We start from the raw sequence: 23,862 nt of genomic DNA on the forward strand, positions 1-23,862 counted from the left end.
GGGGCTTCGGAATCATTCCGTTAACCCTTTGTTGACAGAGTGATTCGGATCGGGAGCGGTGGTTTGTGCCGCTCCAAGCCTGCTCTGGAGCCCCGTCATGGTCTCGCGCGCCGAACCTTCTCTCAGCGGCCGCTGGTGGTGGTCGATCGACCGCATCATCCTGAGCGCGCTCGTCGCGCTGATGGTCTCCGGCGTCGTGCTCCTGATGGCCGGCGGCCCGCCGGTGGCGGAACGGCTCGGGCTCTCCACCTTCCATTTCGTCAACCGCCAGGCGGCCTATCTTCTGGTGGCGCTGACGATCTTCGTCGGCGTTTCCTTCCTGACGCCGCGCCAGGTCCGGCGGATGGCGCTGCTGCTCTTCACCGTCTCGCTCGCGATGGTGGTGGCGACTCTCTATCTCGGCGTCGAGGTCAAGGGCGCGCGGCGCTGGCTCACGCTCGGGCCGATCGGTTCGGTCCAGCCCTCCGAATTCCTCAAGCCCGCCTTCGTCGTACTGGCCGCCTGGGCCTTCGCCGAGGGGACGCGGCGCCCCGACCTGCCGGGAACCTGGATCGCCTTCCTGCTGCTGCCGGCGACGATCGCGCCGCTCGTGCTGCAGCCGGACTTCGGCCAGACCATGCTCGTCACCCTGGTCTGGGCGGGGCTGTTCTTCGTCGCCGGGCTGCACTGGTTCTGGGTGCTGGGGCTCGGTGGGGCCGGCGCCGTCGGTATCCTGATCGCCTACCAGCTCGTGCCGCATGTGCGCGCCCGCATCGAGCGCTTCATGGACAAGGGCTCGGGCGACACCTTCCAGATCGATACGGCCCTTGAGAGCTTCGCCCAGGGGGGCTGGCTCGGGAAAGGCCCAGGCGAGGGCACGGTGAAGCGCATCCTGCCCGACGCGCATACCGACTTCATCTTCGCCGTGACGGCGGAGGAGTTCGGCATCGTCGTCTGCATCCTGCTGGTGATGCTGTTCGCGCTGATCGTGCTGCGGGCGCTATTCGTGGCCCAGAAGGCGGAGGACCCGTTCATCCGCCTCGCCGTCACGGGCCTCGCTCTGCTCTTCGGCATCCAGGCCGCGATCAACATGATGGTGAACCTGCACATGATGCCGGCCAAGGGCATGACGCTGCCCTTCATCTCCTATGGCGGCTCGTCGCTGATCTCGCTGGCGATCGGGACCGGGTTCCTGCTGGCCCTGACGCGCAAGCGGCCCCGCGCGGTCGATTTCGGCTACAGGCGCTGAGGCCGGCGTCATGGCAGAAGGCACGCTCGTGATGCTGGCCGCCGGGGGGACCGGCGGCCATCTCTTCCCCGCCGAGGCGCTGAGCCATGCGCTTCATGCGCGCGGCATTCGCGTCGTGCTGATGACCGACACACGGGCGGCCGAATATGCCGGCCATTTCCCCGCCGAGGCGGTGCATGCCGTGCCGGCGGCGACCCCGTCGGGCCGTTCGCCGCTGAAGATGGCCGGCGCCGTGCTGGAACTCGCCAAGGGTACCTTCGCGGCGCGCGCCATCATCAAACGGGTGCAGCCCGCGGTGCTGGTCGGATTCGGCGGCTACCCGACCGTGCCGCCGGTGCTCGGAGCCTCGCTCGCCGGGGTGAAGACGATCATCCACGAGCAGAATGCCGTGATGGGCCGGGCCAACCGGTTCCTGGCCGGTCGCGCCGCCGCGATCGCGACCGGCTTCGCCGAGGTGGGCGGGATCACCGAGGCGCTCAAGGCGAAATGTCGGCATGTCGGCAACCCGGTGCGGCCGGCGGTGCTGGAGGCGGCCTCCCTGGACTATAGCCGGCCGGGGGAGGGTGAGATCCGGCTGCTCGTCTTCGGCGGCAGCCAGGGCGCGCGGGTGATGGCGGATATCGTGCCGCCGGCGCTCCAGTTGCTGACGCCGGCGGAGCGTGCGCGGCTCGTCATTACCCAGCAAGCGCGCAGCGAGGATCACGCCCGGGTCACCGGCCTCTATGGCGAACTCGGCGTCCGCTGCGAGGTCGCGCCCTTCTTCAAGGATCTGCCGGCCCGGATGGCGCAGGCCCATCTCGTCATCGGCCGCTCGGGCGCCTCGACCGTCGCGGAGCTGACCGTGATCGGGCGACCTGCGATCCTGGTGCCGCTGCCGGGCTCGCTCGATCAGGACCAGGCCGCCAATGCCGCCTTTCTCGAAAGGGCGGGGGGCGCCAAGCGCATCCTGCAGCCGGACTTCACGCCGCAACGGCTCGCCGCCGAACTCTCGGCGATGATCGCGCAGCCCGCGGGGTTGACGAGCATGGCTGCAAACGCGAAGAGCGCCGGCATCCCCGATGCCGCCGAACGACTGGCCGATCTCGTGATCGCCACCGCCCATTCCCAAAACTGACAGGACCGCCGGATCATGAAACTGCCGCCGAAGCTCGGCTCCATCCATTTCGTCGGGATCGGCGGCATCGGCATGTCGGGCATCGCCGAAGTGCTGCACAATCTGGGCTACAAGGTGCAGGGTTCCGACGCGTCCGACGGCGCGAACGTCAAGCGCCTGGCCGAAAAGGGCATCACGACCTTCGTCGGGCACAAGGCGGAGAATCTCGGCGAGGCCGAGGTGGTCGTGGTCTCGACCGCGATCAAGCGCGACAATCCCGAGCTGGTTGCCGCCCGTGAGAAGCGGCTGCCGGTGGTGCGCCGCGCCGAGATGCTGGCCGAGCTGATGCGGCTGAAGAGCTGCGTCGCGATCGCCGGCACCCATGGCAAGACGACGACGACCTCGCTCGTCGCGACGCTGCTCGAGAAGGGCGGGCTCGACCCGACCGTGATCAATGGCGGCATCATCAACGCCTATGGCACCAATGCCCGCATGGGCGAGAGCGACTGGATGGTGGTCGAAGCCGACGAGTCGGACGGCACCTTCCTGAAGCTGCCGGCCGATGTTGCCATCGTCACCAATATCGACCCCGAGCATCTCGACCATTTCGGCACCTTCGACGCGATCAAGGCCGCGTTCCGGAGCTTCGTCGAGAACCTGCCCTTCTATGGTTTCGCGGTGATGTGCATCGACCATCCCACGGTGCAGGGGCTGGTCGGGCAGATCGAGGACCGCCGCGTCGTCACCTATGGTGAGAACCCGCAGGCCGATTTCCGCCTGATCGACATCGATCTCTCGGGCGGGCAGGCGAAGTTCACGCTGCTCATCCGCGACCGCAAGCGCGGCCGCGACGAGGTCGTCCGCGATCTGATCATGCCGATGCCCGGTCATCACAACGCGCTCAACGCGACCGCCGCCATCGCGGTGGCTTATGATCTCGGCATCCCGGTCGAGCGCATCCGCGCGGCGTTGGCCGGCTTCGGCGGCGTCAAGCGCCGCTTCACCCGGACCGGCGAGTGGAACGGCGCGCTGATCTTCGACGACTACGGACATCACCCGGTCGAGATCGCCGCCGTGCTCAAGGCCGCGCGCGCCTCGACAAAAGGCAAGGTGATCGCGGTGGTGCAGCCGCATCGCTACACGCGCCTCGCCAGCCTTTTCGACGATTTCGCCGCCTGCTTCAACGATGCCGACACGGTGATCGTCGCCGACACCTATGCGGCCGGCGAGGCGCCGATCGCGGGGGCGGACCGGGATTCGCTGGTCTCGGGCATCAAGGCGCGCGGACACCGCCACGCCTTGCCGCTGGAGGGCTCCGACAAGCTCGCGGGGATGGTCGCCGAGCTCGCCGGCCCGGGCGATTACGTCGTGCTGCTCGGCGCGGGCAACATCACCCAATGGGCCTATGCGCTGCCGGGCGAGCTGGCGGCGCTGTCGCCGCCAAAGACCGCCGCATGAGCTTTCCGGACATCACGCCGGCCCTCCGCGCCGCGGCACCCGATCTGCGCGGGCGGCTGCTCGCGAATGCCGAGATGGCGCCGTTGACCTGGTTTCGGGTCGGCGGACCGGCCCAGGCGCTGTTCACGCCGGCCGACGAGGCCGATCTCGCGCATCTCCTGTCGGGCCTGCCGCAGGAGATCCCGCTGACGGTCGTCGGGCTCGGCTCGAACCTGATCGTCCGCGACGGCGGCATTCCGGGGCTGGTGATCCGGCTCGGCGGCAAGGCCTTCGGCGAGATTACGATCGAACCGGGCGATCGTCTGCGGGCCGGCGCGGCGGTGCCCGACGTCAAGCTGGCGCGGGCGGCGGCGGATGCGGCGCTCGACGGGCTGGCCTTCTACCGCGGCATCCCTGGCTGTATCGGTGGCGCGCTCAGAATGAATGCCGGCGCGCATGGCGGCGAGACGACCGACGTACTCGTCGAGGCGCGTGGCGTGCGGCGCGATGGCAGGCTCGTCACCTTGTCCCATGCCGAGATGGGTTTTTCCTATCGCAGCAGCGGCGCCGGAACCCAGGACATCATCTTCACCTCGGCACTGTTCCAGGGCCGGCCGGGCGACAGGGCCGCGATCCAGGCCGAGATGGATCGCGTCACCGCCGCGCGCGAGGCGGCGCAGCCGATCCGGGAGCGCACCGGAGGCTCGACCTTCAAGAACCCGCCCGGCGGCAAGGCCTGGCAGCTGATCGACGCCGCCGGGTGCCGCGGCCTGCGGATGGGTGGCGCGCAGGTCTCCGAGATGCACTGCAACTTCCTGATCAACACCGGCGGGGCGACGGCGGCCGATGTCGAGGGCCTGGGCGAAGAGGTAAGGCGCCGGGTGAAGGCGCATTCCGGCTTCGAGCTGCAGTGGGAGATCAAGCGGATCGGCGTCGTTTGACGCTCAGGCGATCGGTTGTTTCAGCCATTCGCGCAAGGCGTCGTTGACCCGCGACTGCCAACCCGGGCCGGACGCCCTGAGCTGTTCGACGAGATCGATGTCGAGCCGGATCGACACGGCTTCCTTCGTCCGGGCCGGTCCGCGTCGCCTGATGCTGTCCTGAAGCGCGGCGTGGACCTCGGGCAGGGCTTCCTGCATGGGGCGCAGACCCGCAAGTTCCGCTTCCGTCAGTTCGGGGTTGTCGACAGCGGCCCAATCGGCCTCGTCATAACCTCTCCCGTGAACGAAAGGCTTCGTCATAGGATACTCCTCTCGCGGCGCGAGGCCGGCCGCATGCTGATGATGGACAGGGCTTCCGTGCCCAAGGTCACGAAGACCACCGTCACGACGCCGTTCAAGCGTCCGATTGCAGTCCAACGCCCGTCCCGGGCAGGACCGATGCGAGCTTCCGCGAAGAAGCGCTCGTCGAGCGCCGCGAAGTCCATCCCGTGCTTGTCGAGATTCGCCAACCGCTTGGGCTCGTCCCACAGGATTTTCATTTAACTTGTATATACGGGTTTGTGCCGTCCAGGGCAAGGGCCTCGCAGTCGGTCCCCTTTCGACGCTTGGAGAATCCCGGCTCCGGAGAGTCTCGCTCGCCGGCCGCAGCAAAGGAATCCACGCGCGATCCCCATCTCCCGCGCGCAACCTTTACCAAAAATTTACCAGCAGATCGAAGAGTGGGCGTTAACGGCGCATCAAGCAATCGGGTGCCGGGACGTCTGCAGAACCTTCATGAGCCGGGGCCGCAAAACAGCGTGTTTCCGTGCTGAGAAGAGGCTCCGGACGGCCCGACGAGACCGAATCGACTCGGTGCCCGCCCTGGCTGCCCATGCGGGCTCAACTTCGGTGAACGCGTCACATGGATGGTGGAGGACGCCTCCCTCGATCGGTGAAGTCGGCAGCCGCCGTCGCGGCGTCCCGCCTGCCGGTCCCGGCTCCCGGGCCGCAGCTGCTCGTCGGTGAGCGGAGCGGCCGCTGGCTGCGCCGGTCGCGGCGCAGTGCGGTCGCCGTGCCGTTGGCCCGGCGCCTGCCGCGCCGGATCGGGACCTGGCTGGCGCTCGGCTTCCTGAGCCTCAGCCTCGGCGCGGGCACGGTGCTGGGCGGCCATGTCGAGACTCTGCGCGCCAATTACGGCGAGCCGCACCACATGCTGGCCCGCCTCGTCGGCTTCGGCATCGACCGCGTCACGATCGCCGGCATCGCCGAACTGTCCGAGGTCGAGGTTCTGGTCGCGGCCGGGATCGACCCCAAGATCTCGCTGCCCTTCTTCGATGCCGACCAGGCGCGCCGCCGCCTCGAAGCCGCCCCGCTGATCCGCGAGGCGGCGATCCGCAAGCTCTATCCCGGCGAGGTCGCGATCACGCTCGTCGAGCGCGAGCCCTTCGCGCTCTGGCAGGTCAAGGGCGAACTCTTCGTCATCGCCGCCGACGGAACCGTGATCGACAAGATGGATGACGGGCGCTTCGCCCATCTGCCGCTGGTCGTGGGCCCGGAGGCCAATGTGCGGGCGCGCGAATATCTCGCTCTGCGCAGCCAGGCGGGGCCGCTCGCCGCGCAGATCAGGGCCGCGACGCTGGTCGCCGGGCGGCGCTGGAACCTGAAGCTCGAGAACGGCATGGATGTTCGTCTGCCGGAGGTCGATCCGGGCGCTGCCGTCAAGCGCCTCGCCGCACTGCAGGCCGATTACCGGATCTTCGACAAGGACCTGCTGGCCATCGATCTGCGCCAGCCGGACCGCGTCGTGATGCGGCTGACGGAGGAGGGCGCCGCGACCCGCGCCGAGCAGCTCAAGAGCAAGACCAAGAAGAAGGGAGGCGAGGCATGAACCACGTCACCTCCCAGGGTCTGACGCCGCGGATGCGTCCGCTCTCGTCGCGCAAGAGCGCGACGCTGTCGATTCTCGACATCGGCACCAGCAAGGTCGTCTGCCTGATCGCCGAGCTGAATCCGGCCGAGGCGAATGAGCGGCTGCGCGGACGCACCCATGTCGCGCGCATCATCGGCATCGGCCATCAGCGTTCGCTCGGCCTTAAGGGCGGCGCGATCATCGACCTCGAAAGCGCCGAGAAGGCGATCCGTGCCGCGGTCGATGCGGCCGAGCGCATGGCCAAGGTCGAGGTGCAGTCGGTCATCGTCAACCTGACCGGCGGGCGCCTCGCTTCGCAGCATTACGCAGCCAGCGTCGATCTGCGTTCCGGTTCGGTGGGCGACGGCGACGTCAAGCGTGTGCTCGCCCATGCCGCGACCCACGCGCTACGGCCGGGCAAAGCGGTGCTCCACGCGCTGCCGACCGGCTATGCGCTCGACGGCGTGCCCGGCGTTCTCGATCCGCGCGGGCTGATCGGCGGCAAGCTCTCGGTCGACATGCATGTCGTCGCCAGCGAGGCCTCGGCGGCGCGCAACGTCATGCTGGCGGTCGAGCGCTGCCATCTCGAGGTCGAGGCGGTGGTCGCGACCCCCTATGCCTCAGGCCTCTCCGTGCTCGTCGACGACGAGGCCGAGATGGGCGTCGTCGTGGTCGACATGGGCGGCGGCACCACCAGCCTGGGCGTGTTCTCGGGCGGGCATCTCATGCATGCCGACGCCATCGCCGTCGGCGGCAACCACATCACCATGGACGTGGCGCGCGGGCTTTCGACCCGCGTCTCGGCGGCCGAGCGGCTGAAGACGCTGCACGGCTCCTGCATCGCCAGCGCCTCGGACGAGCGCGACATGATCTCCGTGCCGCAGGTCGACGATGACGAGCGCGACACGCCCAACCATTTGCCGAAGTCGCAGCTGGTCCGGATCATCAAGCCGCGGGTCGAGGAGATCCTCGAACTGGTGCGCGACCGGCTGAGCCAGGCTGGCTTCTCGGCACAGGCCGGTCGGCGCGTCGTGCTGACGGGCGGCGCCTGCCAGCTCACGGGCCTCCCCGAAGTCGCGCGGCGTGTGCTCGGCGGGCAGGTCCGCACCGGCCGGCCGCTCGGCATCAAGGGCCTGCCGGAAGCCGGCAAGGGCCCGGCCTTCGCGGCCGCGGTCGGCCTGCTGGTCTATCCGCAGGTCGCGCATGTCGAGCATTTCGAGCCCCGCGCGAGGCAAGCCTATTTCGCCACCGGAACGGACGGGTACTTCTCCCGTGTGGGCCGCTGGCTGAAGGAGAGTTTCTGACCGGGCGCCGCCACGCGGCCGCCCGTCGGAGGACAGTGTGAGTACCGGCGAGCCCTTCTTCGGGGGAGCCACGGCGTCGAATGTAGCAATCGGGACGGCTCCCGCCAGGCGCCGGACAAGGGATCAAAAGAGGCAACCATGGCGATGAATCTGCAAGCCCCGGACATCCGGGAACTCAAGCCCCGGATCACCGTGTTCGGCGTCGGTGGCGCCGGGGGCAATGCGGTCAACAACATGATCGAGGCCGGTCTCGACGGCGTCGATTTCGTGGTCGCCAACACGGATGCCCAGGCTCTGGCCCTGTCGCGCGCCTCGCGCATCATCCAGATGGGCCTGCAGGTGACCGAGGGCCTCGGCGCCGGCTCCCAGCCCGAGGTCGGCCGCGCGGCCGCCGAGGAGGTGATCGACGAGATCCGCGACCATCTCGCCGGCGCGCACATGGTTTTCATCACCGCCGGCATGGGCGGCGGCACCGGCACCGGTGCGGCGCCCGCCATCGCCCGCGTCGCCCGCGATATGGGCATCCTGACCGTCGGCGTCGTCACCAAGCCGTTCCAGTTCGAGGGCCATCGCCGCATGCGCATGGCGGAAGCCGGCATCAGCGAGCTGAACGAGGCGGTCGACACGCTGATCGTGATCCCGAATCAGAACCTGTTCCGCGTCGCCAACGAGACCACCGGCTTCGCCGATGCCTTCGGCATGGCCGACCAGGTGCTCTATTCCGGCGTCGCCTGCATCACCGACCTGATGGTCCGTCCGGGCCTGATCAATCTCGACTTCGCCGACGTGCGCGCCGTGATGCGCGGCATGGGCAAGGCGATGATGGGCACCGGCGAGGCCCAGGGCGAGAAGCGCGCACTGAACGCCGCCCAGGCCGCGATCAACAACCCGCTGCTCGACGACGTCTCGATGAAGGGTGCGCGCGGCCTGCTGATCTCGATCACCGGCGGGCGCGACATGAAGCTCTACGAGGTCGACGAGGCGGCCACCCGCATCCGCGAAGAGGTCGATTCCGAGGCCAACATCATCGTCGGCGCGACCTTCGACGAGGCGCTGGAAGGCATCGTCCGCGTCTCCGTCGTCGCCACGGGCATCGACAAGCCGGTGACCTCGCAGGCCGAGATGGACGAGACCGAGGCTCGCATCGCCCAGGTCGCCGAGCGCCTGAAGGCCGAGGCCCGCCTGCGCACCGCGGCTCCCGCCCGTCAGGCGGCTCCTGCTCCCGCGCCGGCCCCGGTCGAGGCCCCGATGGAGCTGCGGATGCCGCAGCCGATCGAGCCCGAGCCGCGCGCTAGCCTGCCGGAGGACATCCGCATCGCTCCGATCCAGCCGCGTCCCGCCATGGCCGCGGCCGCGCCGGAGCCCGTGCGCCAGCCGGAGCCCGCTCCGATGCTGGAAGAGAGCTTCATCCCGCCCATGCCGGAGCGCTCGGTCGTCCGCCCGACCCGCATGCCGCGCGTCGAGGACCTGCCGATCCCGGCGCAGAACCAGATCAATGCCCAGCGCGGCGCCCAGGCCGCCCCGCTGCCGCCCAGCGCCGCCGAGCAGAAGCGCATGTCGCTGATGCAGCGCCTCGCCTCCGTCGGCTTCGGCCGCAAGGAGGAGGAGCCCGCCGAGCCGGCTCCGATGCCGGTGCGTCAGGCTCCCGCCATGCCGCAGGCGCCGAGCGCGGCTCATGCCGAATACATGCGCCGTCCGGCGGCCCCGGCCGCCCGCCCGGCGCAGGGACAGCTCGACCCGCATGGCCGCGCCGCACCGAATCGGACCAGCGAGGAGGATCACCTCGAGATCCCGGCCTTCCTGCGCCGTCAGGCCAACTGAGCGCATCGGGCTTCCGAGCCACTGTAACACCGTCCCGGCGCGCCTTCGGCGCGCCGGGATTTGCCTTGTCGAAAACCTCAATCATTCCAGTTCGATAGAGATCATCCGGGCAGCGCAGAAACCTGTAACAGAGCGAAAGAAAGCGTGATTTTGTGAGCATGCTCCGAAAGCTTATGTTGCAGCTGCACCACGACAGACGGGAGATGGGGTTCGCCCCTTCCCGGCCTCAGGACGCATCGCTGACGAACTGCCCCCACGGGAAGCAAACCCGATGAGACGGCCTCGTTCGCGATCAGGATTGGATACCGGAATGAGCTTCGATCGGCAGACGACCCTGCGGGCCCCCGTGACCTTGACCGGCATCGGCGTCCATTCCGGAGCTCCCGCCACGATCTGCCTCAAGCCTTCCAGCGTCAATTCCGGCATCGTTTTCCTGCGCCAGGGCATCGAGGATGCGCCGGCGCAGTTGATCCATGCCAAGCATACCAAGGTGAGCGCCACCGAGCTGTGCACGGTCATCGGTGACGGCGCCTCGGCGTCGGTCGCGACCATCGAGCATCTGATGTCGGCCTGCGCCGGTCTCGGGCTCGACAATGTGCTGGTCGAGATCGACGGGCCCGAAATGCCGATCATGGACGGCAGTGCCGCTGAATTCGTCGCCGCGATCGAGGCGACGGGTCTCGTCGGCCTTTCCGCCGCGCGCCGCTATCTGCGGGTCCTGCAGCCGGTGCGCGTCGAGCATGGCCGCGCCTTCGCCGAGCTGCTGCCCGCCAAGAGCGGCTTCCGTCTGGATGTCGAGATCGACTTCGACACCAGCGTGATCGGCCGCCAGCGCAAGGTCTTCGATCTCGAGGCCGCGGCCTATTCCAAGGAAATCTCGCGCGCCCGGACCTTCGGCTTCATGCGCGACGTCGAGCAGCTCTGGAAGGCCGGTTTTGCGCTCGGCGCCTCGCTGGACAACACCGTCGCCGTGGGCGACGACAAGGTGATCAATCCCGAGGGGCTGCGCTATGGCGACGAGTTCGTGCGCCACAAGGTCCTCGATGCGATCGGCGATCTCGCGCTCGCCGGCTATCCCATCATCGGCGAGTTCCGCTCCTATTGCGGCGGCCACCGGATGAATGTCCGCATTCTGGAAGCTCTGTTCGCCGACCGCGCCAATTACGCGATCGTCGAGGCCGAGCCGGTTTATGCCGCTCCGCGCGCCGTCCAGATGGCGGCTGCCGCTCCGGCCGCCTTCGCGCCGGACGTGCACTGAGCCGTCCGTACGACTGCGCCTTCCTGTCGCCGGTTTTCTGTCGAATAGACGTCGTCATAGCCGCGGGCGCTTGCTTTCGGCAGTGGCGCGGCTTCGGCGTCTGAGGTAAGGCATGCTTCCCCAGGAGCGGGGACGAAGACATGAGGACGGACGACGTGAGCGTCATGCGGCTGAACAACCCGACATCCAAGCGCACCGGATCGATGGCGCGGGGCACCGCCCTCGCGCTGGGCGCCGCCCTGCTGCTCGGCGGCTGCGACACGGTCTCCTCGCTCAATCCCTTCGACCGGCCCGAGGTCTACAAGCCCGAGGTCAAGGAGATCGTCCCGGCGGACAGGCTCTACAACGAGGGTTTGGCCCGTCTGCAAAACGGTGACAGCGAAGGCGCGGCCAAGAAGTTCGATCAGATCGACAAGGAGGCGCCGTTCTCCCCCTATGCGCGCAAGGGGCTGATCCTCGCGGCCTATACGAACTATCAGGCCTCGAAGTGGGAGGAGACGATCACCGCCTCCAAGCGCTTCATCGCGCAGAACCCGGCGAGCCCCGATGCTGCCTATGCGCAGTATCTGATGGCGATGTCCTATTACAACCAGATCCCGGATGCGACGCGCGATCAGGAGCGGACGCAGCTGGCCATCGCCGCCTTCGAACAGCTCATCCAGCGCTATCCCAAGTCGGAATATGTGCTCGACGCCAAGGAGAAGCTCCTGGTGGCGCGCGACCAGCTCGCCGGCAAGGAGATGAATGTCGGACGCTTCTATCTCGAGCAGCGCAACTACACCGGCGCGGTGAACCGTTTCCGCGAGGTCATCATCAAGTACCAGACCACGAGGCATGTCGAGGAGGCGCTGATGCGCCTGACCGAAGCCTATATGGCGCTCGGCATCACCAACGAGGCGCAGACCGCCGCCGCGGTCCTCGGTCACAACTTCCCGGACAGCCCCTGGTACAAGGACGCCTATGTCCTGCTGGAGAGCGGCGGACTGCAGCCGCGCGAGAATCGCGGCTCCTATATCAGCCGGGCCTTCCAGGGCTTCCAGCGCGCGGTGGTGGGCGTCGTCGGGTTCGGCGGCCGCTCCTGACCGCTCACCCGAGGGTCGCCCGCGCATGCCCCTCCTCCTGAGTCTGCGCTGACCGCCATGCTCGTCCAGCTGTCGATTCGCGACATCGTCCTGATCGACCGGCTCGATCTGACATTTCGCGACGGGCTCAGCGTACTCACGGGCGAGACGGGCGCCGGCAAATCCATTCTCCTCGACGGATTCGCACTAGCCTTGGGCGGGCGCGGCGATGGCGGCCTCGTGCGCCATGGCGAGGCGCAAGGGCAGGTCAGCGCGGTCTTCGACCTGCCGGGCGACCATGCGGCGCGGAAATTGGCAGAGGCCCAAGAGATCGACACCGACGGCGACCTGATCCTGCGCCGCGTGCAATATGCCGACGGTCGCACCCGTGCCTTCGTCAACGACCAGCCGGTCAGCGTACAGATTCTGCGGATGATCGGCGCTGCGATCGTCGAGATTCATGGCCAGCATGACGACCGGGCCCTGACCGACCCGGCGCAGCATCGTGTCATTCTGGACGGTTTCGCCGGGCTCGAAGCGCAATCCGAATCGGTCGTCGCCGCCAGCGAAACGCTCAAGCGCGCGCGCCAGGCCCTGCAGGCGCAGCGCCTGCGCGTCGAGGCGGCGCGCAAGGAGGCGGATTTCCTGCGCCATGCCGTCGCCGAACTCGGCAAGCTCGCGCCGCAGCCCGGCGAGGAGGAGGCGCTCGCCGCCCAGCGCCAGGGCATGATGCAGGCCGAGAAGGTCGCCCGCGACCTGATCGACGCGCATGAAGCGGTCGCCGGGCAGGGCTCGCCGATTTCCGCGCTCTCGGCCGTCCTGCGTCGCCTCGAGCGCCGGGCCGGACAGGCGCCTTCGCTGATCGACCCCTCGCTCGCCGCGCTCAACACCGCGATCGTGGCGCTGGAGGAGGCGGGCGAGGCGCTGGCCGCCGGGATGCGCGCGGCCGAATACGATCCGCGCGAGCAGGAGCGTATCGAGGAGCGGCTGTTCGCGCTGCGCGGCGCCGCGCGCAAATACGACGTGCCGGTCGAGGGGCTGGTGCCGCTGGCGCAGAGCATGGCGGCCGATCTCGCCGCGCTCGACGACAGCGAGATTTCGCTCGGACGGCTGGAAGAGGATCTCGTCCGGGCCGAGGCGGCCTATGTCGGGCTGGCGGGCAAGCTCTCCGCCGCCCGCCAGAAGGCGGCGGCAAAGCTCGACGCCGCCGTGAAGGCCGAACTGCCGCCGCTCAAGCTGGAGCGCGCCCGCTTCATCACGCGAATCGACAGCGACGAGACGGCGCGGGGCCCGGAGGGTTTCGACCGCGTCGAGTTCTGGGTCGAGACCAATCCGGGCACGCGGCCCGGCCCGATGATGAAGGTGGCGTCCGGCGGCGAGCTCTCGCGCTTCATGCTGGCGCTTAAGGTCGTGCTGGCCGAGCGCGGCTCGGCCCCGACGCTGGTCTTCGACGAGATCGACACCGGCGTCGGCGGCGCCGTTGCGGACGCGATCGGCGAGCGGCTGGCGCGGCTCGCCGGCAAGGTCCAGGTGATCTCGGTGACCCATGCGCCGCAGGTTGCCGCCAAGGCCGCCCAGCATTTCCTGATCGCCAAATCGGCGCTGGCCGGTGACGCCGCCTCGCGCACCGTGACGAGGGTGACGGGGCTGGAAGACCAGGCGCGGCGCGAGGAGATCGCCCGCATGCTGGCCGGCGCGAGCATCACCGAAGAGGCGCGAGCGGCTGCGGGGCGGTTGCTGGAGGCGGCCGGGGTGCGGGGGTGAAGAAGGCGGCCCTGATTTTCGCGTTGTGCGGGCTGGTCGCCCTGCTCTGGGCCTCCGCGGTCAAGACCCCCCATCACGCCTACCGCCTGACGGTGTCGGTCGAGACGCCACAGGGCGTGAAGAGCGGTACCAGCGTCGTCCATGTCTTCATGGACACGAGGAAGGGCTTGCTGCCGAACACCGGCGGTGGCACCGCGATCTGGGGCGACGCGATCGTTCTCGATCTGGGTGATGGCAAGAATGTCGTCGCATTGCTCGCGCCGGATGACATCGCCCTGAAGGCCTTCGGTCGCGCTGGCCGAAGTCTGATGCCGGACGAGGTCAAGTCGTTGACTGGAGAGGTCGTGTTGAATCGCGTTCTGGTCCCGACCGTCGTGACGTTTCCCGATCTGAACGATCCGGCAGGCGCAACCATCGTTTACGGTGTCCGGTGGCGTGACACGCCTCCGCAGGGTGTCGCTCCCGATTACATCGATGATTTCAGGGCCGTTCTGGGCGTCGGCTACGGCTTCCGGTCCGCCACCATCGAATTGGTTCCTGGTGGGATATGGCCATTGAACCTTGTTGGACTAACTGGCTTGCCAGTGACGAGAGGGGTCGAGAAGAGAATCCCTTTTCTCGCAAGCCATCGCGAGCAGCTATACAGGCAGTCGTCGCAGCTTGGTCGCTATGTACCTATGCTGGGACATTTCGTGAGATGAGTGGTTCATCGGCGTCCTTGCCAAAGGATGCGTTGCGTGACGGTAGGCTGCAACCACTCACCGCCCTGGAATGAACTGCGCGTCGCTGATGGTGAAGGCGCCCTGCGCTGAGGCGGCCGTGAACTCCAGCGCGCCGCGGCAGCCGGCGGCCGCCGGGCGCCTGCTGGAGGCGGCCGGGGTGCGGGGCTGAATCCGCTCAGGCGGCCGGCACCAGTTCGAAGACGTCGCCGACACGCCTCACAGTCTTGAAGCCGTCGACATGGCCGCCGGAGACGACCCAGCCATGGTCGCCCGCCCGCCCGAGGATGTCGCGACGGGTCGCGACCGCGACCGCGCCGTCGAGATCGAAGACGAGGCCAACCTCGGGGTCGGCTGCCTGCAACGTCTCCAGATGGACCGCATCGCCCCAGAGAAGTAGGTCGCGCCCGCCATTCTCGATCAGATAGCCGCTCTGGCCGTGGGTATGGCCCGGCAGCGGGATCAAGGTCACCCTCGGAATGACGTCTCCGGTGGTTCCGATGGCGTCGATGCGATCCGGGTAGAGGCGCAGGAGCGTCTCGGCGATGGCGAAGCCGCCGCGACGGTTCTCGGGCGTGCTGAGGCGCTTCTCCGCGTCCGTGAAGAAGCTGAGCTCCGTGGCCGGAACGAGGACGCGCGCATGGGGGAAATAGGCCGCCTCGCCATCGAAGAGGCCGAGCGCGTGGTCGCCATGGAGATGCGTGATCAGGACGCGATCGATGCTCTCGCGCGTCAGGCCGAGTGATTTGAGGGCGGTCCGCGCATGGCCATAGGCCTCGCCCCAGGCCGTGCCTGTGCCCGCATCGACGAGGGTGATGCCGCCGGGGCCGCGCAGGAGGAAGCAGTTGACGACGATCCGCAAGGTCGGCCGGCCCCAGGCCGCGATGGCGCCGTCGCGCGCGGCCGGGCCGGCGGCGTGTGTCAGCACGTCGATGGGGGCCTCGTAGAAGCCGTCATGCAGAATCGAGACCTCGTAGAGGCCGAAGCGCCGCGTCTGCTGATCCATGAAGGCCGTCCCCGTTCCGCGGGATCCCGATCACAGCGCGCGGCGGCTCGCCTTGGCAAGGCGCGACTCCGGACGGTCGCCATGTGCCTCAGTTCTGCGGGATGAACTGTGCGTCGCTGATGGCGAAGGTGCCCTGTGCGGAGGCGACCGTGAACTCCAGCGCGCCGCGGCAGCCGGCCGGCGCCGCGGCCGCGGCAGGCTTCGTGCAATGGCGCTCGAGATAGCTGATGGTGTCCTGCGGCATGCCGGTGTCGTCGAGGCGAACCGTGGCGCTGGCGTCGCGGGCGAGGCCGCCGCGGGCGATGGTGAAGCCGGACACGGTGACGTTCTCGACGCGAATGAAGAGCCCTGCGAGTTCGGCGCGGCGCTGCCTGACCTCGGCCAGCGTCATCATCTGGGCGCCGTCCTGGGCATGAGCCTGAGCGCTCGCCGCCAACACCCCCGCCACGATCGCCCACCGCATCCGCATCGTTCTCCCCGCAAGCGGCGGCGGGATGGCGCGACGGGACCTGAGTCGTCAAGGGTGCTGCCCTCACTTCATCCGCGCCGTCCTTGCGGGTCTTCGCTCCGCTCGCCCGGAAGGACGGTTCGGGTGAGGGGAGCGGGCGCATTCGCCCTCAACTGCCATCACGGTTTCTTTCCGTCGGCTTTTGCGCTATGAGCCCCGCAATCGATGGCTGCGCCTCGCGCCCGTCGCCGACATCCTGCGCCGTCATTCCGATTCCGCGCCGTAACCCTAGGCCCTCTGTCCCATGTCCTTCCTGACCTCGAGTGCGCCGCTCGCGCGCGCGCTCGCCGAACGCAATTATTCCGAACCCACGCCGGTGCAGAGCGCCGTGCTGGAGGAGGCGGCCGCCGGCCGCGACCTGCTCGTCTCGTCGCAGACGGGCTCCGGCAAGACCGTCGCCTATGGCCTCGCCATCGGCGCGACGCTGCTCGGCGAGGCGGAAGCCTTCGGCCGGGCCGGCCAGCCGCTCGCCCTGATCATCGCGCCGACGCGCGAACTGGCGCTGCAGGTCCAGCGCGAGCTCGCCTGGCTCTACAAGCACGCCAATGCCCGCATCATCGCCTGCGTCGGCGGCATGGACCCGCGCCGCGAGGCCGCCCTGCTGGATGAAGGTGCCCATGTCGTCGTCGGCACGCCGGGCCGTCTGCGCGACCATATCGAGCGCCATCGCCTCGACGTTTCGGCGCTCAAGGCCGTCGTGCTCGACGAGGCCGACGAGATGCTCGATCTCGGCTTCCGCGACGATCTCGAATTCATCCTGAAGACGGCGCCGGCCGAGCGCCGCAGCCTGCTGTTCTCGGCGACGCTGCCCAAGGCGATCATCCAACTCGCCAAGAGCTACCAGAACGATGCGCTGCGCATCGAGGTCGCGGGCACGCCCGGCGGCCATGCCGACATCGAGTATCGCGCCATCCGCTGCTATCCGAAGGAAGCCGAGCTCGCGGTCGTCAACCTGCTGCGCTTCCACGATTCGCCTTGCTCGCTGGTGTTCTGCAACACCCGCAACGCGGTGCGCCATCTCGAGGCGATCCTGCTGGAGCGCGGTTTCTCGGCCGTGGCGCTCTCGGGCGAACTCTCGCAGAGCGAGCGCAATTCGGCGCTGCAGGCGCTGCGCGACGGCCGGGCGCGCGTCTGCGTGGCGACCGACGTCGCCGCGCGCGGCATCGACCTGCCGGGCCTGACGCTGGTGATCCATGCCGAACTGCCCAACGATCCGGAGGTGATGCAGCATCGCTCCGGCCGCACCGGTCGCGCCGGCAAGAAGGGCACCAGCGTGCTGCTGGTGCCGCCGTCGCGCCGCCGCAAGGCAGAGATGCTGCTGGCCGAGGCCAAGGTCGAGGCCGTCTGGGCCGGCCCGCCGACGCAGGACGAAATCCGTGCGCTCGACCAGGAGCGGCTTCTGAGCGACCCGATCCTGACCGGCGAGCCCGGCGAGGTCGATGCCGCGATGGTCGAGGCGCTGCTGGCCGGCCGCACGGCCAACGAGATTGCGGCCGCGCTGGTGCGGATCTATCGCGCGCGCCTGCCGGCTTCGGAAGAGGTCGGCGACCCGAATTATGCGCGCGACGAGCGCCGTCCCGCCCGGGCGCGCGAGGATTACGCGCCGCGCGAAGGCGCGCGCTTCGGCGAGCACCGCGAGGGCAGCCCCCGGGCGGACGGTCCCCGCAAGGCCGGCCCGCGTGGTGACACGGTCTGGTTCCGCCTCAGCGTGGGCCGCAAGGATGGCGCCGACCCGCGCCAGCTGCTGCCGATGCTGTGCCGCCGCGGCAAGATCACCCGCGACGAGGTCGGCGCGATCCGCATCTTCGACAAGGAGACCAAGGTCGAGATCGATGCCGATGTCGCCGAGCGCTTCTACGAGCTGGCGAAGGCCGTCGACCGCGACAAGATCGCGATCGAGCCGGTGACCGGCGAGGAGGAGCGCCGCCCGGCCAAGCCCTTCGCCGAGAAGGCGAGCCACGCGCCTGCGCCCTATAACAAGCCCGAGCGCGACGGCGAGGCGCGTCCGGCCCGGGCCTATGAGAAGAAGCCCTACGACAAGAAGCCTTACGAGAAGAAGCCCTATGAGGGCGGCGACCGGAAGCCCTACGCCAAGAAGGCCTATGAGCCGAAGCCCTACGAGGCCCGGCCCGAAGCCAAGCCTTACGAGGGCGGCGAGAAGAAGCCCTATGAGGGCAAGAAGAAGGCCTATGAGGGCAAGTCGAAGCCCTTCGGTGCGGGAAAGGCCTATGATCCGGTGCGCAGCGACCGCGAGGCGCTGGCGGACCCGAACGTGTCGTTCCGCGGCGGCCCGAAGCCGCGCCTCGACAAGCCGGCCGGCGACAAGCCCTCTGGCGAGAAGAAGCCCTATGCGCCGAAGCCTTTCGGCGCCGGTAAGTCGGGGGCCGGCAAGTCCTTTGCGGGCAAGTCCTTTGCGGGCAAGGCGCCCTTCAAGGGCAAGAAGCCGCGCTGAGGCGGCCGGCGCCGGCGCGCCCGGCGCCTCCTGACTGCCTCAGCGCAGGCCGAGGAAGGACAGGATGGCCAAGACGACGACGATCAGGCCGACGATGTAGATGATGCTGTGCATGGACGAAGCCCCCGCTGTCGCGGCTGGGCCTGGCCCTGCCGCTCTGGTCGATGATGGGCAGGAAACCGCGCTTTTGCGCGAAAGTTCCCTGCCCACAGGGGGCTTGCATCGCCTCAGCCGTCGACGACCTTGCGGTAGAGATGCCAGCTCGCATGGCCGAGCACGGGCATGACCACGATCAGTCCGACGAGCAGCGGCAGGCAGCCGAGCACGAGCAGGCCGGTCACCATCAGACCCCAGATCATCATCACGCGCGGATTGCGCTCGACCGCGGCGATCGAGGTCCGCACTGCTGTCGCGACATCCACCCGACGGTCGATGATGTGCGGGAAGGAGACCACCGAGATCGAGAAGGCGACGATCGCGAAGAGCAGCCCGACCGAATTGCCGACCACGATCATCGTCCAGCCGTCGAAGGTCGTGAAAACGGCGCGCAGGAAGTCCCAGGTCGAGACGTCGGCGGGCAGGCCGAGCAGCCCCTGGTAGATCAACCAGGCGCAGCCCAGCCAGGCGATGAAGAGCCCGGTCAGCATCGCGCCGAGAAGCAGGATCTGGCCGATCGCCGGCGAGCGCAGCAGGGCGAAGGCGTGTTCCCAGCTCGAATCGAGCTGGCGCTCGCGCCGCCGGCTGATCTCGTAGAGCGCGATCGCGGCAAAGGGCCCGAGCAGGGCGAAGCCGCCGAGCAGCGGAAACAGCAGCGGGAAGATGTTGAAGCTCACCGTCGCCTGCGCCAGCAGCACGCCGATGACGGGGTACATCAGCGCGACGAAGGCGAGGTGGCTCGGCTGCGCCTTGAAATCCTCCCAGCCGAGACGCAGGGCGTGGCGCAAATCGGCGGTGGTGATCGTGTTGACGCGCGGCAGGGCGGGGGCATCCTCCCGCGGAACGCTGTGCAGATGGACGTCGAGATTGGCCATGGCGTGTCTCCCGGTTGCGGCCCGGTTCGCCTTGCAGCCCTTTGACGCGATCCTTGGGTCAACGGCCGATAGGCGTCGAGCTTCCAATTCCCAGCGATTTCAGGATAGCGCAGAACGGACGCGTTGTCGCAGGGGGCGGGAACACGAAAGCGGGATGAGGCGAGGGGTAGCACTGCTGCCCTTTTTCGACGCGGGCTTCTCGCCTAATGAGAGCGCATGAACGAGCCCGCAGAGATCCCCGTCGAGCAATTGACCTCCCGCCAGGCCCGGGCCGAGCACAAGCGGCTGGCCGAGGCGGTGGAGGCCGCCGACATCGCCTATCACCAGAACGACGCGCCGGAGATGGACGACGCCTCCTATGATGCGCTGCGGCGAAGGCTGGTGGCGATCGAGGCGGCGTTCCCGGCGCTGAAGGCGGCGTCCACGGTCAGCGCCAAGGTCGGCGCCAAGGCGTCGGGCAAATTCGCCAAGATCCGCCATCGCGTGCCGATGCTCTCGCTGGACAACGCCTTCACCGACGAGGCGGTGGCCGAGTTCGTGCAGCGGGTGCACCGCTTCCTCGGCCGCAGGGACGAGGAGCCGATCGCCTTCACCGCCGAGCCCAAGATCGACGGGCTGTCGCTGTCGCTGCGTTATGAGAAGGGTGCGCTCGTCCACGCCGCGACGCGCGGCGATGGCGAGGAGGGCGAGGACGTCACGGTCAACGCCCGCACCATTGCCGAGATCCCGCAGACACTGGCCGGGCCGGATGTGCCGGCCGTCGCCGAGGTGCGCGGCGAGGTCTATCTGGGCCATGCCGATTTCGCGGGGATCAACGAGCGCCAGCGCGAGAAGGGGCTGCCCGAATTCGCCAACCCGCGCAATGCGGCGGCGGGTTCGCTGCGCCAGCTCGACGCCACAATCACCGCCTCGCGGCCGCTGCGCTTCTTCGCCTATGCCTGGGGCGAGATGCCGGAGCTGCCGGCGCCCACCCAATCGGGCGTCGTTCAGGCGTTCGGGCGCTGGGGCTTCCGCACCAACCCGCTGATGAAGCGCTGCGAGAGCGTCGAGGACCTGATCGCGCATTACCGGCTGATCGAGAGCCAGCGCGCCACGCTCGGCTACGATATCGACGGCGTGGTCTACAAGGTCGACGAACTCGCGCTTCAGGCGCGACTCGGCTTCGTCTCGCGGGCGCCGCGCTGGGCGATCGCGCACAAGTTCCCGGCCGAACTCGCGACGACCGTCCTGGAGGCGATCGAGATCCAGGTCGGCCGCACCGGGGCGCTCTCGCCGGTGGCGCGGCTGTGCCCCGTGACGGTCGGCGGCGTCGTCGTCACCAATGCGACGCTGCACAACGAGGATTACATCCGCGGCTACGATTCCAAGGGCGAGCGCATCCGCGACGGCGAGCCACCCGACATCCGCGTCGGCGACACGGTGACGGTCAAGCGCGCCGGCGACGTCATCCCGCGCGTGGCGGCGGTCGATCTGAGCAAGCGACCGGCGGATGCGAAGCCTTATGCGTTCCCGACGCTGTGCCCCGCCTGCGGCAGCCATGCGACGCGGGAGATCAATCCGCGCTCCGGCAAAGAGGATGCGGTGCGCCGCTGCACCGGCGGGCTGATCTGCCCGGCGCAGGCGGTCGAGCGGCTGAAGCATTTCGTCTCGCGCGACGCACTCGACATCGACGGGCTCGGCGACAAGCAGATCGAGTTCTTCCACGGCGATCCCGACCTGCCGGTAAAGGAGCCGGCCGACATCTTCACGCTCGCCGCGCGCGACGGCGCCAATCTCAAGAAGCTGAAGGACAAGGAGGGCTTCGGCGCCCAGAGCGTGGCCAAGCTCTTCGCCGCGATCGAGGAGCGCCGGACGCCACCGCTCAACCGCTTCATCTTCGGGCTCGGCATCCGCCATATCGGCGAAACCAATGCCCGCCTGCTGGCGCGTCACTACGGCTCCTTCGAGGCGCTGCGGGCGGCGGGGCTGGCGGCGGCCGACCCGGCCTCGCCCGAGCGGCAGGAACTCGACGCGATCGACGGTGTCGGGCCCACCGTGGTCGAGGCGCTGACCGACTTCTTCGGAGAGCCGCATAATGAGGAACTGCTCGACCGGCTTCTGGCGCAGGTGACGCCGCAGCCGCTGGAGGCGCTGGCGTCCGCCAGCCCTGTCGCCGGCAAGATCGTGGTCTTCACCGGCGCGCTCGAGCGGATGACGCGCGACGAAGCCAAGGCGATGGCGGAACGCCTCGGGGCGAAGGTCGCGGGCTCGGTGTCCTCCAAGACCGACCTGCTGGTGGCGGGGCCGGGCGCGGGCTCGAAACTGAAGGATGCGCAGAAGCACGGCGTTCAGGTGATCGACGAGGCCGGCTGGTTCGATCTCGTCGGGGGCTGAGGCCTTCGTCGTTGGCCCGTCCGGCCGATCGCCCAGGCTGATGCGCGCGATCACTTTTCTTCAAGACGCTCCCGGCGCGATCGGGTTTAACCTCGCGCCATGGATCTGATCACGCAGGAACAGGCGCTGGCCGAGACGCCGCTGAAGGCGGGCGAGCGGGCGCATCTCTTCGCCGCCCGCCGCTTCGACGGGCTGGAGTTCCTGGCGGCGACCTTCCGCACCCATGCCTATGCGCCCCATGCCCACGACACCTATGCGATCGGGACCATCCTGAGCGGATGCGAGGTCTGGCATGCGCGCGGCCGGAAGCTCTATGCCGGCCCCGGCGATCTCGTGATGAACCAGCCGCTCGACGTCCATGACGGGGCGCCGAGCGAGGGCGGCTATCGCTACCGGATGAGCTATCCCGGCCTCGATCTGATGCAGGAGCTGGCGGCTTCGCTGACCGGGCGCGAGAGCGTCGGAACGCCCTTCTTCCGCAAACCGGTCGTGCATGATCCGGAAGGGGCGGCGCAGTTTGCCGCGGCCCATCGCCTGCTGGAGGAGGGGGCGGATGCGCTGGCCGGCGAGGAGGCGCTGCTGCGGGCCTTTGCCGCGATGCTCGCGCGCCATGCCGATCTCGGCCCGCGCTCCGTCGGGCGCGAGCCCGGCCCGGTCGACCGTGCACGGGCGCTGATCGAGGCCCGCCACGACGAGGACCTCTCGCTGGCCGAGATCGGCGCCGCGGTCGGCCTGCCGCGGCATCATCTCATCCGCGCCTTCCGGGCCGAGACCGGGTTGACGCCGCATGCCTTCCTCGTCGATGTCCGCGTCAGGCGGGCGCGCGAGCGGCTGCGGCGGGGCGAGGCGCCGGGCGCGGTCGCGGCCGCCACCGGGTTCTGCGATCAGGCCCATCTCACCCGCGCCTTCAAGGCCCGGCTCGGCGTCACGCCCGGCGCCTTCCGCGCCGCCCATCTCTCCTGAAGGCTTCCTCCATGTCCTCCACGCGAGACGATGCCCTGCGGGGCCTGCGCGACATCGCGCCCGCTCTGCTCGCGGCGGTGCCGATCGCGCTGCTGTTCGGGGCGCTCGCGGCCGGAAAGGGCCTGTCTCCGCTGGAGACGTTCGCGATGGGCGCGCTCGTCTTCGCCGGCGGGGCGCAGTTCGCGGCCGTGGAACTCTGGGCGACGCCGGCGCCGATCGGTGCGATCGTCTTCTCGACGCTGCTGATCAATGCCCGCCATGTGCTGATGAGCGCTTCTCTCGCGCCGAAGCTCGCAGGCTTCTCGCGCGCTCAGACCGCGATTGGACTCTACTACATGGCCGACGAGAACTGGGCGCTGGCCGAGACGCGGGCGCGCAGCCACGCGCTGACGCCGGCCTACTGGTTCGGCATGCTCGTGCCCTTCGTAGTCTGCTGGTGCGCGACCTCGACGCTCGGCGCCCTGGTCGGTGCCGCGCTGGGCGATCCGCGCCGCTTCGGGGCGGATTTCGCCTTCACCGCGCTGTTCATCGCGCTGGTCGCCGCCTTCTGGAAGGGGCGGGTGACATTCTGGACCGTGGCGGCGGCCGGCCTCGCCTCGGCCCTCACCTACCGGCTGATCGGGCCGCCCTGGCATGTGCTGGCGGGCGCGCTCTGCGGGCTCGCCGCCGCCTGGCTCGCGGCCGGGGAGGTCGAGCCCGTGCCGGAGGCTCGCCCGTGACGCTCGACCCGCACAACCTCCTCGCCATTCTCGGCATGGCGCTCGCGACCTATGCGACCCGCCTCGCCGGGCTCGCGCTCGCCGGCCGGCTTCAGCTCTCGCCGCGCGCCCAGGCGGCTTTCGACGCGATCCCGCCGGCCGTCCTCGTCGCCGTCATCGCGCCGAGCGCGCTCGCCACAGGCTGGCCGGAGACGGCCGCCGCGCTGCTCGCCGCGCTCGCCGCGACGCGGTTGCCGCTGCTCGGCGTGGTCGTTGTCGGTGTCGCGGCGGTGGTGGCGTTGCGGGCGCTCGCCTGA

The 23,862-nt window shown here is 69.0% G+C and carries 21 protein-coding genes; 16 read left to right on the forward strand and 5 right to left on the reverse strand.

Annotation, left to right across the window (positions count from 1 at the left end):
* Positions 1 to 97: 97 nt before the first annotated feature.
* From AX750_RS00260 to murB, 4 genes are read left to right on the forward strand one after another with little or no spacing between them, the layout of a single operon-like run.
* Complete coding sequence (locus AX750_RS00260; RefSeq protein WP_066722208.1) at positions 98 to 1,228, forward strand: putative peptidoglycan glycosyltransferase FtsW; 1,131 nt, start codon at positions 98 to 100, stop codon at positions 1,226 to 1,228.
* A gap of 10 nt (positions 1,229 to 1,238) precedes the next feature.
* Complete coding sequence (murG, locus tag AX750_RS00265) at positions 1,239 to 2,342, forward strand: undecaprenyldiphospho-muramoylpentapeptide beta-N-acetylglucosaminyltransferase (RefSeq protein ID WP_066722210.1); 1,104 nt, start codon at positions 1,239 to 1,241, stop codon at positions 2,340 to 2,342.
* A gap of 15 nt (positions 2,343 to 2,357) precedes the next feature.
* Positions 2,358 to 3,779 (forward strand): UDP-N-acetylmuramate--L-alanine ligase, encoded by a 1,422-nt coding sequence (gene murC, locus AX750_RS00270; RefSeq protein WP_066722212.1) that lies wholly within the window; start codon positions 2,358 to 2,360, stop codon positions 3,777 to 3,779.
* Positions 3,776 to 4,699, forward strand: a complete 924-nt coding sequence (gene murB, locus AX750_RS00275; protein ID WP_066722213.1) for a UDP-N-acetylmuramate dehydrogenase — start codon at positions 3,776 to 3,778, stop codon at positions 4,697 to 4,699. Before murC ends, murB begins: the two co-directional genes overlap by 4 nt.
* A 3-nt stretch (positions 4,700 to 4,702) precedes the next feature.
* Here the strand turns inward: murB and AX750_RS00280 are convergent, their stop codons facing one another.
* Together AX750_RS00280 and AX750_RS00285 are read right to left on the reverse strand one after the other, a co-directional pair.
* Positions 4,703 to 4,999, reverse strand: a complete 297-nt coding sequence (locus AX750_RS00280) for a BrnA antitoxin family protein (RefSeq protein ID WP_066722216.1) — start codon at positions 4,997 to 4,999, stop codon at positions 4,703 to 4,705.
* Complete coding sequence (locus AX750_RS00285; RefSeq protein WP_066722219.1) at positions 4,996 to 5,238, reverse strand: BrnT family toxin; 243 nt, start codon at positions 5,236 to 5,238, stop codon at positions 4,996 to 4,998. Before AX750_RS00285 ends, AX750_RS00280 begins: the two co-directional genes overlap by 4 nt.
* 392 nt (positions 5,239 to 5,630) lie before the next feature.
* On the opposite strand from AX750_RS00285, the gene AX750_RS00290 reads away from it, so the two are divergent.
* From AX750_RS00290 to AX750_RS00320, 7 genes are all read left to right on the forward strand, one after another.
* Entirely contained in the window at positions 5,631 to 6,566 is a 936-nt protein-coding gene (locus tag AX750_RS00290; RefSeq protein ID WP_245282262.1) for a cell division protein FtsQ/DivIB, read from the forward strand.
* Positions 6,563 to 7,891, forward strand: a complete 1,329-nt coding sequence (gene ftsA / locus AX750_RS00295) for a cell division protein FtsA (RefSeq protein WP_066722223.1) — start codon at positions 6,563 to 6,565, stop codon at positions 7,889 to 7,891. Before AX750_RS00290 ends, ftsA begins: the two co-directional genes overlap by 4 nt.
* Before the next feature lie 138 nt (positions 7,892 to 8,029).
* Positions 8,030 to 9,712, forward strand: coding sequence for a cell division protein FtsZ (gene ftsZ / locus AX750_RS00300; protein WP_066722225.1), 1,683 nt, complete (start codon positions 8,030 to 8,032; stop codon positions 9,710 to 9,712).
* A 310-nt stretch (positions 9,713 to 10,022) separates the two neighbouring features.
* Complete coding sequence (gene lpxC / locus AX750_RS00305; protein ID WP_066722228.1) at positions 10,023 to 10,970, forward strand: UDP-3-O-acyl-N-acetylglucosamine deacetylase; 948 nt, start codon at positions 10,023 to 10,025, stop codon at positions 10,968 to 10,970.
* A 140-nt stretch (positions 10,971 to 11,110) separates the two neighbouring features.
* The gene (locus tag AX750_RS00310) at positions 11,111 to 12,052 is read left to right on the forward strand and encodes an outer membrane protein assembly factor BamD (protein ID WP_245282263.1); all 942 of its coding nucleotides are present in this window, start codon (positions 11,111 to 11,113) and stop codon (positions 12,050 to 12,052) included.
* 57 nt (positions 12,053 to 12,109) lie between these two features.
* On the forward strand, positions 12,110 to 13,795 hold the full coding sequence (gene recN, locus AX750_RS00315) for a DNA repair protein RecN (protein ID WP_066722230.1): 1,686 nt from the start codon (positions 12,110 to 12,112) through the stop codon (positions 13,793 to 13,795).
* Positions 13,792 to 14,496 carry a hypothetical protein gene (locus tag AX750_RS00320; RefSeq protein ID WP_066722232.1) on the forward strand — a complete coding sequence of 235 codons (705 nt, stop codon included), beginning with the start codon at positions 13,792 to 13,794 and terminating at the stop codon, positions 14,494 to 14,496. Before recN ends, AX750_RS00320 begins: the two co-directional genes overlap by 4 nt.
* 196 nt (positions 14,497 to 14,692) lie before the next feature.
* On the opposite strand, the gene AX750_RS00325 is transcribed toward AX750_RS00320, so the two are convergent.
* Complete coding sequence (locus AX750_RS00325; RefSeq protein ID WP_066722235.1) at positions 14,693 to 15,520, reverse strand: MBL fold metallo-hydrolase; 828 nt, start codon at positions 15,518 to 15,520, stop codon at positions 14,693 to 14,695.
* 88 nt (positions 15,521 to 15,608) lie between these two features.
* Complete coding sequence (locus tag AX750_RS00330) at positions 15,609 to 15,983, reverse strand: hypothetical protein (RefSeq protein ID WP_066722237.1); 375 nt, start codon at positions 15,981 to 15,983, stop codon at positions 15,609 to 15,611.
* A 289-nt stretch (positions 15,984 to 16,272) separates the two neighbouring features.
* On the opposite strand from AX750_RS00330, the gene AX750_RS00335 reads away from it, so the two are divergent.
* Positions 16,273 to 18,480 (forward strand): DEAD/DEAH box helicase, encoded by a 2,208-nt coding sequence (locus tag AX750_RS00335; RefSeq protein ID WP_066722239.1) that lies wholly within the window; start codon positions 16,273 to 16,275, stop codon positions 18,478 to 18,480.
* A gap of 227 nt (positions 18,481 to 18,707) precedes the next feature.
* Here AX750_RS00335 and AX750_RS00340 read toward each other — a convergent pair whose 3' ends face one another.
* Positions 18,708 to 19,511 carry a DUF2189 domain-containing protein gene (locus tag AX750_RS00340; RefSeq protein ID WP_067253426.1) on the reverse strand — a complete coding sequence of 268 codons (804 nt, stop codon included), beginning with the start codon at positions 19,509 to 19,511 and terminating at the stop codon, positions 18,708 to 18,710.
* A gap of 216 nt (positions 19,512 to 19,727) precedes the next feature.
* Between AX750_RS00340 and ligA the strand changes: the two genes are divergently transcribed.
* From ligA to AX750_RS00360, 4 genes are all read left to right on the forward strand, one after another.
* Entirely contained in the window at positions 19,728 to 21,884 is a 2,157-nt protein-coding gene (ligA, locus tag AX750_RS00345; protein WP_066734469.1) for an NAD-dependent DNA ligase LigA, read from the forward strand.
* 99 nt (positions 21,885 to 21,983) lie between these two features.
* Positions 21,984 to 22,847 carry an AraC family transcriptional regulator gene (locus AX750_RS00350; RefSeq protein WP_082735474.1) on the forward strand — a complete coding sequence of 288 codons (864 nt, stop codon included), beginning with the start codon at positions 21,984 to 21,986 and terminating at the stop codon, positions 22,845 to 22,847.
* An 11-nt stretch (positions 22,848 to 22,858) separates the two neighbouring features.
* Positions 22,859 to 23,566 (forward strand): AzlC family ABC transporter permease, encoded by a 708-nt coding sequence (locus AX750_RS00355; protein ID WP_066734466.1) that lies wholly within the window; start codon positions 22,859 to 22,861, stop codon positions 23,564 to 23,566.
* Positions 23,563 to 23,862, forward strand: coding sequence for an AzlD domain-containing protein (locus AX750_RS00360; RefSeq protein ID WP_066734463.1), 300 nt, complete (start codon positions 23,563 to 23,565; stop codon positions 23,860 to 23,862). Before AX750_RS00355 ends, AX750_RS00360 begins: the two co-directional genes overlap by 4 nt.

Origin of the sequence: Methylobacterium sp. CCH7-A2 (genome assembly GCF_001557075.1) — a bacterium.
GTDB lineage: Bacteria > Pseudomonadota > Alphaproteobacteria > Rhizobiales > Beijerinckiaceae > Allobosea > Allobosea massiliensis.

Coding starts and splice junctions, on each gene's coding strand:
- AX750_RS00260 (WP_066722208.1), top strand. CDS start 98: ATGGTCTCGCGCGCCGAACCTTCTCTCAGCGGCCGCTGGTGGTGGTCG.
- murG (WP_066722210.1), top strand. CDS start 1,239: ATGGCAGAAGGCACGCTCGTGATGCTGGCCGCCGGGGGGACCGGCGGC.
- murC (WP_066722212.1), top strand. CDS start 2,358: ATGAAACTGCCGCCGAAGCTCGGCTCCATCCATTTCGTCGGGATCGGC.
- murB (WP_066722213.1), top strand. CDS start 3,776: ATGAGCTTTCCGGACATCACGCCGGCCCTCCGCGCCGCGGCACCCGAT.
- AX750_RS00280 (WP_066722216.1), bottom strand. CDS start 4,999: ATGACGAAGCCTTTCGTTCACGGGAGAGGTTATGACGAGGCCGATTGG.
- AX750_RS00285 (WP_066722219.1), bottom strand. CDS start 5,238: ATGAAAATCCTGTGGGACGAGCCCAAGCGGTTGGCGAATCTCGACAAG.
- ftsA (WP_066722223.1), top strand. CDS start 6,563: ATGAACCACGTCACCTCCCAGGGTCTGACGCCGCGGATGCGTCCGCTC.
- ftsZ (WP_066722225.1), top strand. CDS start 8,030: ATGGCGATGAATCTGCAAGCCCCGGACATCCGGGAACTCAAGCCCCGG.
- lpxC (WP_066722228.1), top strand. CDS start 10,023: ATGAGCTTCGATCGGCAGACGACCCTGCGGGCCCCCGTGACCTTGACC.
- AX750_RS00310 (WP_245282263.1), top strand. CDS start 11,111: ATGAGGACGGACGACGTGAGCGTCATGCGGCTGAACAACCCGACATCC.
- recN (WP_066722230.1), top strand. CDS start 12,110: ATGCTCGTCCAGCTGTCGATTCGCGACATCGTCCTGATCGACCGGCTC.
- AX750_RS00325 (WP_066722235.1), bottom strand. CDS start 15,520: ATGGATCAGCAGACGCGGCGCTTCGGCCTCTACGAGGTCTCGATTCTG.
- AX750_RS00330 (WP_066722237.1), bottom strand. CDS start 15,983: ATGCGGTGGGCGATCGTGGCGGGGGTGTTGGCGGCGAGCGCTCAGGCT.
- AX750_RS00335 (WP_066722239.1), top strand. CDS start 16,273: ATGTCCTTCCTGACCTCGAGTGCGCCGCTCGCGCGCGCGCTCGCCGAA.
- AX750_RS00340 (WP_067253426.1), bottom strand. CDS start 19,511: ATGGCCAATCTCGACGTCCATCTGCACAGCGTTCCGCGGGAGGATGCC.
- ligA (WP_066734469.1), top strand. CDS start 19,728: ATGAACGAGCCCGCAGAGATCCCCGTCGAGCAATTGACCTCCCGCCAG.
- AX750_RS00350 (WP_082735474.1), top strand. CDS start 21,984: ATGGATCTGATCACGCAGGAACAGGCGCTGGCCGAGACGCCGCTGAAG.
- AX750_RS00355 (WP_066734466.1), top strand. CDS start 22,859: ATGTCCTCCACGCGAGACGATGCCCTGCGGGGCCTGCGCGACATCGCG.